This window comes from Microcoleus sp. Pol10D4 (assembly GCF_036701555.1).
In the GTDB taxonomy this organism is placed as follows: domain Bacteria; phylum Cyanobacteriota; class Cyanobacteriia; order Cyanobacteriales; family Microcoleaceae; genus Microcoleus.
Genome location: NZ_JAUBRA010000168.1, coordinates 1 through 1,682, shown reverse-complemented (window position 1 = coordinate 1,682; position 1,682 = coordinate 1). Strand labels below are relative to the sequence as shown.

Annotated in this window: 1 pseudogene; it reads right to left on the bottom strand. The window is 40.9% G+C overall.

The features are described 5' to 3' along the window. Positions 1-73 precede the first annotated feature (73 nt). Positions 74-1,569: pseudogene (locus QUA36_RS31165) on the bottom strand (IS5 family transposase). Positions 1,570-1,682: the final 113 nt, after the last annotated feature.

The following is a 1,682-nucleotide window of genomic DNA, read 5'->3' as shown; positions in this document are numbered from 1 at the left end:
TAGGGCTTGCTGAATAAGTTAGGAAAAATCGCGTAGGCGTAGCCAGCCGTAGGCATCGCACTTGATGGGCAATTCAAACTCGGCGAAACATGACTTTTTGTTGACTATAACTTGCCCAGTTATAGCTTTTAATAATCATTGAATCGTAAATAGGTGTGATTTTCGGTTTTTGACATAAAAACACACAAAAAACCCGTCTTAACCAGGTAGAAAGGTTCATCACTAAAAAAGTAATAGCAATGGCTGTTTCCGAAGTATTATCAAGTTTTGTCATCACTCGGTTCAAGCTAAATCTTCTTTTTCCTTGTCCAAACTTGCCCTCAATTGCATTTCTAATTCTTTCATCTTAAGCAGGCTTGTTTCTTTGTTTCCTTACTAACATTTGCTGGTGGCCTTCCTCAAGGGGGGCCACTAATTCTAATTCCTCTTTCTTTACACGCCCGCTCGGTTTTATCTTGTTCGATAAATGCGCTCCGCATGGACTGATTCTGGGTAGTATCCTGTGTAACTTTTAAATGCTTCAAATGAGTGCTTTTAAGTCTCCTGATTCGTTAAAGTTATCCCAACTTATCCGGTCTAAAAATACATATCCTTTAATGCAACTCGCGCTCCTGTTTGGCTCCAAAATCTACGGGTTTCCCTGCTTTTCCTCTGACAATAGGACGGATGTGCGGTTGGCTTAAACTTACCCCAACTGTCCTGCTCTGTTTCTTATTTTCAAATAACCACAGTTGTTGCTGATATACTTCTGTGAGGACTAGCAAGGTCTTATACTGCTTTTGGATCAGACTTTGTAGGGTGGCATCTGACTCGATTAGTTGTTCAATATGAGCGAGGTTTCTTTTGATATATTGCAGTTGTTTTTTAATTGCTTGGTTTTTTTTGTTTCGTTTAGGTCGTCGTTGTTTGGCTACTGCTAAATAGTTTTTTCTGGCAATATTACTGTAGGTTCTGGGTTTTTTAGGAATTTTTACTTTGAGAGCATTATAGAGAATGTCGATGGTTTTTTCGGTGTGAACTCTGGCTCGGTTTAATAGTCCTAAGTCCGTCGGATAGCTAATGTCTCCTGGAACACAGCTCGCATCTACGATTGATTTTAGTAGATTTGCTGACTCATTTTTTACCTCCGAATCCTCTTTTTTTCGGGTGGCTTTGAGGTGGATTCCCGTATTTTATTGACCATTCCTTCATTGACTTTCTGGATTAAATTCCCACTAATCCGCTGCCGAAAGTGGACTAATAGTGATGGGTCAAATGGGGGCTCATTACGCTCTGGCTAATTGACCGATAAAGTATTGCAGGTATGGGTTTTCTCGGATCTGTTCTACTATTTCTATGTCGCTGATTCCCAGCTTCTCTTTAATAATTAATGCCCCTAATGCCATCCTAAATAATTTGGCGGGTGCTCCCATTTCGGTGGGGAAATTTTCAGCATATTCTGATTCAAACTCTGACGCCCGGGATTAGTTGCGCCATTTTCACCCAACGGTTATCTTCTGACAATCTTCCTTCAAAGGGGATTTCAAAGTCGGATGGGGGGCTTGGGGCAAGCTCAGCTTTTCTATACACGATCGCAGGTGGTGATGCACGGGTTTTGAGTTATTATACCTGTTTTTCTTGCACCCTTACTACTTTTTTGGTCGGAAAATCCCTACACTGTTTACTTTTCTCACTGATTCAGC